This is a genomic window from Caballeronia calidae (assembly GCF_900044055.2).
GTDB lineage: Bacteria > Pseudomonadota > Gammaproteobacteria > Burkholderiales > Burkholderiaceae > Caballeronia > Caballeronia calidae.
This window is the reverse complement of the sequence record NZ_FCOX02000354.1, coordinates 1-619: the sequence shown is the minus strand read 5'-3', so window position 1 is coordinate 619 and position 619 is coordinate 1. Positions and strand designations below refer to the sequence as shown.

Annotated in this window: 1 protein-coding gene; it reads right to left on the bottom strand. The window is 58.6% G+C overall.

Annotated features, from left to right (window positions below):
* Positions 1-374: 374 nt before the first annotated feature.
* The coding region (locus tag AWB78_RS43005) for a transposase (protein WP_157697932.1) at positions 375-619 on the bottom strand (245 nt) is incomplete at its 5' end.

The window sequence follows — 619 nt, the reverse complement described above, 5'->3', positions numbered from 1 at the left end:
GATCGTCGCGATGCGCCTACGCTCGCCCAGTCATTGCGAACAATTCTCGCTACGGTGTGCGTAAATTAGCGGATACCAACATACGACAGCATATCGCCTCTTCCGAGTGTCAAAGGCTCGCTACGCCAGGCTCCGCCTGCCCTTGACCCCCAGTCACACTCGCAAGGAGATGTGGAGGAAGTAATCGACGATTCGCGAGCGGGCCTTGACAAATTACTGCTCATAGAAGGAATCCGCGCGGCAGACAGAATTTGAGCTGCCGGTACCGACGCCACATCGTGCGGCGTCAACGCCGATTGCGGTTTGGGCCGCCATTGCGCGCAAAAGTGGCTTTCCCGGCGGCGAAATCAGGGCAATGTTGTCCCCTTCGGGACTTACGCAGGCGTCATTTTCGACATTCTGCGTAGGTTCAGCGCCGCCGCGCAGACGAGTTTCCATTCGGCCTGGGCCTTGGCCAGTCCGCGCATGCTGAATTGTCGAAATCCGAGAACGCTCTTTACCCAGGCATTCGGCGGTTCGGACAGCCATTTGCGCTTTCGATAGGCCGCCTGAGTTTGCGCACAAGTAAACTTGTCGGCCATCGCGGCGCATAGCGGGCGCTTCCGGGCATCGACCTTCA